Here is a 6,728-nt window from a genome sequence, read left to right on the forward strand (position 1 = left end):
AAAAAAGAAAATTCAATATTTCACGCCCTATTGTAATAGGGACTGATAATTCAAAACTGGTCATTTCAGTTATCAGTTATCAGTTATCAGTTATCAGTACCTCCGAGTTTAGTCGGAGGCTTGAAATACAAGGCGCGAATATTTTTTTCATCCCCTTAAAAGGGGAGGCTTTAGACCTCCTGGTTTTGGTAAGATGATTTTCTACTAGGGTTAATCCCATCACTTACTCTGGTTAGATATTTAGAGGTATCAGAAACAGAATACTCTTAAAGTTTCATCTCTTGATTTACCAACGCCTACATTCTTACTATCTAAGTATTAAACACAAACAGTTATTTATTATCTAGTCTGGTTCAGACAAAATTCATATCTAGAGTCAGATATCCTGAGAATAGTATTTAATTCAAATAAGTGCTACAGTGAGATGAAAAAAGTAATTTGTATGAATTATGAATGCTATTAGACAAAATATCACTGTTGAAAAATATCAAAATTCTAGGCTTGGTAAAGAAATTTTTCCAGGCTGTAATCTTGTAAATTTAATTCCCAAACAGGCAGAAGAATTAAAGCAAAATCTCTGGGAAAATGGTGTTATTTTCATCCGCAACCAAAATCTGACGGCTTCTCAGTTAACAGAATTTGCCAGACAGACCTTTAGAGATTCAAGCCTTGGTAATCGCCGCCCAAAATCTTTAGACCCTGAAATTCCTGCATACTTACAAAGTTCGGGGTGTTATATTTTAGGGAATCCTAAAGGATTATCTCAGGATATAGTAGATAAAATTGCTTGGCAATGGCATCACGACAAAGACCTTCTCCCAAGAACTGATGGGCTAGGAATGAATACTCTTTATATTGTCATGCTATATGGTTTGACTATCCCCCCAGAAGGCATTGACGGACAGCCCCATACTACTGATTTTCTAGATATGATACAAGCTTATAATAACTTTGAATCTGAATCTCAGCAACAATTAGAACAGCTTTCGATGTATCATCTTTCTCCTGTATCTTCACAACCAGCGGTAGAGATTCCTCGAAAGTTGCATCCTCTGATATCTACTCATCAAATAACTAAACGTAAAGGCTTATATTTGGGTTCAGATTCTTCTATTCTTCAAGGATTGGAGGAACAACCCGATCTAGCGAAGCAATATTGGTTAGACTTGTTTGAGAAAGTTCTAAGTTGTACACCTGTTTACCGTCATGTTTGGCAACCAGGGGATATTGTCTTTTGGGATAATTCTCAAGTTATGCACACTGGAAAACCTTACGATGCTACTAAGTATAAACGCATTGCTTTGCGTGTTGGTTTTGTGAATAATCGTGATGACTATAACTGCTAAATCGACAAAAAATCACATCTCTTTCATGTTCGTAACTCATTAATTTATCCTCATATATTTGCTCTATTTTTATCTTAAAGAGTTAAAGTATTACAGTAGTTTTGGAGTTCAATTTATTTTCTAAATAAACTCCTAAATAGTGGTAAGTTAATATTATAGTGTTTTTAAATAAAAATGAGACAGCAAAATCAATGATTTGAAAGGATTATATCAAGGTTAAGTGTCTGAATCTTAACTGTAATAACTATAGTTTATTCGTGGATTTAAAAGTAATACCAATCACCAAAAATAATCCTATACATATGCAAAACTTAAATAATTAAGTAATTAGTACAGTTAAGTAAAGTTAAATACGATTATCAACCATTTACTATATATTATTCATATTTTTACTACTCTCATCGAACTACGGAATTTGCATGCAACTTCCCTAAATACCCTCAAGAAAATATAGAAAAATTATTGATATTTGGTATAATATTTTAGGGTTTTGGTAGGCGTTCATTAATGGATAATGGATAATTGATAATTGATAATTACAAGAAGGTTAAAACCGTTACGGAATTGAATATAAGGAAATTCAAGAGCACTTTTCTCTTGGTCGATTGGATATGGCGTTTAGCTAACGCAAAACTTCGTTAACGCTGCGCGACATGAAAAGCGTTAGCGTTAGCTCCTCTGAAAGAGGCAGCGGCTCTGTCAAGAGCGGGAAACCTCGCCATCCCATCCTACGGAATGCTGCGCAAACGACCGCTTTTTTCCCTTGAAAGGGGAGGGAGAGTAAGCTGAATTATTTAATTAATAATTATTAATTATTAATGATTCGGTAAGCTAAATATCTGGTATACATAAAATTAGAGCAAGGGGAGCAGAATGGTTTGGGAAAATTCACAATAAAGACAAGATCATTTTCATAGAAATTTTCAAATATATAGGTTATAGGTGGCGATCGCCTAACCTTAAATCTTCAAATATCGAAACTTCCACGTTACTTACTCCGGAAAGTATTATCCCACAATAATCTGAGGATATAGATAATTTTTTTTGCTGTAACTATTTAATTACTATGTTCATCCGAAAAATTAGTATATTTTTTATTTTCTTGATTAAACTATCTATTTACATATTTTGTACTTCGTTTATTTTTAGTAGGATAGTTTCAGCCAAAATAATATCTGTAAAATTAGCTGATAATTTTTTATACAGTTTAATAGTCTTTGGTGATTTTTTAAGAGGTATAGAAATAGTTGAACTTTTCAATATTATTGCTTTTGCTGTAGTTGGAATGGGTTTTGGTTTAGCAACTATTTTTTTACCTAAGTATTTGGGTCGTTATGTTAGTACGATTTTATTAATAATTTTAGTTCCAATAATTTTTATCACAACTCCAATGGTGAGATATGATATCTGGGTAGAGCAGGTAGCAAAGAATGACAAGTTATCATTTAATGAAGCTGAATTACTAACTAATTCATTTTTAAATCAAAGAGTAGGAACTGATGGTGTATATGGTTTCTACTTATATACTGCCCAATTTCCGATTCTCCCTGATAAAAAAGTACAGATTAACAATTTAGATAGATTAGAGAAGAGTGTTAATTCCAAGTTTGTGCGGTTAATTGGAGTTCCTCCGGGAGTAATTTCTTGGAGCATGAGTTTATGTTTTTGGATAATTAGAATTTTTTATTTTGTTATCGCAGTAGTAACTACAATTTTTCACTTTAGAGAAGGTTTAAGGATTGTTAAATGTTGAATATTTTATGATTTATAGTAAAAATTACTTGCATATTTGGTTATTGATTATTATGATAAACTGGTTAGTATAATTACTGGAAATAGTTATCGTTATGCCAGGAAGATATAAAAATGGTCAGCTTGTTCGTATTTATGGCTCATCTAAAATTGTTCAAATTGATGATATTCAGCTAAGAGGAGATAAATATTATTACTCTTTTGTTGACCCTAATACTAAAATACCATTAGAAGTACATTTTTCTAATGGTGGTTATAAAAGGGATTGGCAAGAAGAGAGATGGTTATCATCAGTAAAATAGTAGTTTTTGTCAGCTACTTGCAGGAAAAAATTTCATAAAGATAGATACTAATTAATCAGAATAACCTCTTTAAAAATCCTGTTGCTTGGTCTCGTAATGTTGCAGGTACTAAGACTAATCTTATACTTAATAGTCTTTTTTTTGTTATCCTTCTAGTCTATACAGCTACTGAAAATTATGAAGGAAAAACTAAAGATGCTATTTTTATAGCTGGTTCGGTAGTTCCCATTAGTTATTTATTTGCTATACATAATCTCCTTCAGAAATTTGACGATTCTGAAAAATTATCTAATCTAAAAGCTCCGTGGTTAGGAATTATCGTTTTACCAATTATGGTCTATCTACTGTGGTTTACTTAGAAATTTACTTTCACAATAAGATAAGGCAAAGATTGGCAAATTAGAAATAAAAATCTGATTCCTCTCTATTGCGATATACGCAATAGAAATTTCTACTCAGATTTATCTGGGAATTTCTGGGAAAAGTGATTGTGGGAAGCTGAGGGAAATATTGGCAAATTAGAAATAAAAATCTGATTCCTCTCTATTGCGATATACGCAATAGAAATTTCTACTCAGATTTATCTGTGAATTTCTGGCAAAAGTGACTCTAGGAAGGTGAGGGAAATATTGGCAAACTGGAAATAAAAATCTGATTCCTCTCTATTGCGTATGTCGCAATAAAAGTTTCTGTGGAAGATTAATGTCTGAATTTCTGGCAAAAGTGACTGTGGGAAGGTGAGGGAAATATTGGCAAACTGGAAATAAAAATCTGATTCCTCTCTATTGCGTATGTCGCAATAAAAGTTTCTGTGGAAGATTAATATCTGAATTTCTGGCAAAAGTGACTGTGGGAAGGTGAGGGAAATATTGGCAAACTGGAAATAAAAATCTGATTCCTCTCTATTGCGTATGTCGCAATAAAAGTTTCTGTGGAAGATTAATGTCTGAATTTCTGGCAAAAGTGTCTCTGGCAAAAGTGACTGTGGGAAGGTGAGGGAAATATTGGCAAATTAGAAATAAAAATCTGATTCATCTCTATTGCGTATGTCGCAATAAAAGTTTCTGTGGAAGATTAATGTCTGAATTTCTGGCAAAAGTGACTCTAGGAAGGTGAGGGAAATATTGGCAAACTGGAAATAAAAATCTGATTCCTCTCTATTGCGTATGTCGCAATAAAAGTTTCTGGGGAGATTAATCTGTGAATTTCTGGCAAAAGTGACTCTAGGAAGGTGAGGGAAATATTGGCAAATTAGAAATAAAAATCTGATTCATCTCTATTGCGATATACACAATAGAAGTTTCTGGGGAGATTAATCTCTAGAATTTCTGGCAAAAGTGAGTACCCGAAGGTGTATTGGCAAACTGGAAAATCTCTACCCTATTTCCGTTTATTTATTAAGCTTCAAGAATTAAAATTCAAGTTGACAGTCACCAAAAATATTTGAGATTAAAAACAAATAGGCGATCGCTACAAATATACAAAGTCTCATCAACAAAACTGACACTCAATGAAAAATATTTTCCAGAAAATTTACTAATTCTTTCCTGACCTTATATAAGCTAATAACTTCTTCATTCTTACTTCTTACTTCTTCCTTCTTTCAGGCGATCGCTACAAATATACAAAGTCTCATTAACAAAACTCACACTCAATGAAAAATATTTCCTTGCCTCATACAAAGTACTATATTCTTCCTTCTTACTTCTTATATAGAATCCGTTTATATAATATATGTTTATAATTATATCTATACAATATTCAATCCCCCCACCTCCCTACCTCCCCATCTCCCCATCTCCCGCAACCATATAATAAGTATTCAACCGGATTTGATATTACTTCTTCCTTATTTCTTGAATAATTCCTGTTGTAAACGATAAATTATCGTATCCGGTTCTACCTGACTTAAAATATCCTGAATAACAATATCTTGCCCCAAAAGTCCCCAAGTACAACCCTTTTCCAAATAAACCTTAGTAGCACTACCAATAGCATAAGTTCCATAAGCAGCTATAGAAGCTTGAGTAATAGCAACTCCTGCATAAGAAGTAATATCAACCTTTCCTAAACCTAATAATAAACTACTTCCCAAATCACCCAACAATATACCACCAGCACTAAAAATAATTATTTTCCAAAGTTTACCTGCTTCATAGCTAGTCATCGGCAAATTATAAAGACGAGACAAAGAACGAATTAATGCTAAATCTATTACTGTAGTTCCAACTACATCAATAACAGAAATAGGATTAAGAGCAACAGCTAACGCTTTATACTTAGCAAAATTCCAAATTAAATCATCAGCTTCATTTTGTTTTATCTTAACAGTTTTATGAGCAATACTTACCTCAGCTTCTTTCGCTTGAAGTAAGGCATTTAAAGCTAACAGCGATCGCCCTTCCCGCTCTAAAATAGTAATTATTTTTTGTTTTAACTCATCTATTTGAGGAGGCAAAGTTTCCCTCTCGTGAGTCACATTACCATCAGACCATTCAATTCTTACAGGTATAGGGGTTGGTTCTGCTGCTACCATTACTACTTCTGAAGGATAGTAAATATCCTCTAATTCTCCTGACTGATGAACAGCAATTTTTTGTAAATTCTGATAAATTTTTCGTCGTTCCGTCTCCGAATATAAATCAATTTTATTAAATACTAAAATTAACGGCTTTTTAGCCTTCCTTAAGTCAGACAAAGCATCATATTCAGTCCGAGTAATATCCCCAGAAACAACAAATAAAATTAAATCAGCTTGGCGAGTAACTTCCTTCGCCATTTCTCCACGAACTTGACCTGCTACTTCATCTAATCCTGGAGTATCTATTAAGTCTACTTTGACTACTTCTTGTCGATTGGAATTAACAAAAATATTGGGAGTCCATCTAATAGAACGCGGCCATTGAGTTACGCCATTAAGAGGACCTGTTTCTAATATTTTTTCACCTAATAAAGCGTTTAATACTGCTGATTTACCACGACTGACCAGACCAAAAACAGCTATTTGAATTACTCCTTGGTCGAGCTTATCAATATTTGATTTTAATAGGTCTAATTGAGTTTTGATAGTAGATGATAATTCAGGGTTAGTTGTTTTTTGTACAGCATTTTGCCCGACAGAATATCTATTTAAAGCTTTTCGTAAACTTGCTCTAGCTCGCTTCCAATGAAGTTGACTTTGTTTACGATAACTTTCTGTTGGTTGAGAATTTTCTGTAATTATTTCTGGGTAGATATTTGAGTTATTAAAAGTCATTTCAGTTATCAGTTATCAGTTATCAGTTATCAGCTTTATTACCTTTAGTTGACAACTCGATCTTGTTGTTTT

General features: G+C 33.0%; 4 protein-coding genes. 3 read left to right on the forward strand and 1 reads right to left on the reverse strand.

The annotated features are described in order from the left end of the window. Window positions 1-449: 449 nt before the first annotated feature. The 3 genes from F6K22_RS26375 (at window position 450) to F6K22_RS26385 (ending at window position 3,400) form a co-directional block, all read left to right on the forward strand. Entirely contained in the window at window positions 450-1,346 is an 897-nt protein-coding gene (locus F6K22_RS26375; RefSeq protein ID WP_293104884.1) for a TauD/TfdA dioxygenase family protein, read from the forward strand. 1,066 nt (window positions 1,347-2,412) lie between these two features. Beyond that, on the forward strand, window positions 2,413-3,099 hold the full coding sequence (locus F6K22_RS26380; RefSeq protein WP_293104887.1) for a hypothetical protein: 687 nt from the start codon (window positions 2,413-2,415) through the stop codon (window positions 3,097-3,099). 94 nt (window positions 3,100-3,193) lie between these two features. Beyond that, complete coding sequence (locus F6K22_RS26385; protein WP_293104890.1) at window positions 3,194-3,400, forward strand: hypothetical protein; 207 nt, start codon at window positions 3,194-3,196, stop codon at window positions 3,398-3,400. A 1,849-nt stretch (window positions 3,401-5,249) separates the two neighbouring features. Here F6K22_RS26385 and F6K22_RS26390 read toward each other — a convergent pair. Beyond that, window positions 5,250-6,656 (reverse strand): GTP-binding protein, encoded by a 1,407-nt coding sequence (locus F6K22_RS26390; protein ID WP_293104893.1) that lies wholly within the window; start codon window positions 6,654-6,656, stop codon window positions 5,250-5,252. Window positions 6,657-6,728 lie beyond the last annotated feature (72 nt).

The sequence above is a fragment of the Okeania sp. SIO2F4 genome (assembly GCF_010672385.1).
Lineage (GTDB): Bacteria > Cyanobacteriota > Cyanobacteriia > Cyanobacteriales > Microcoleaceae > Trichodesmium.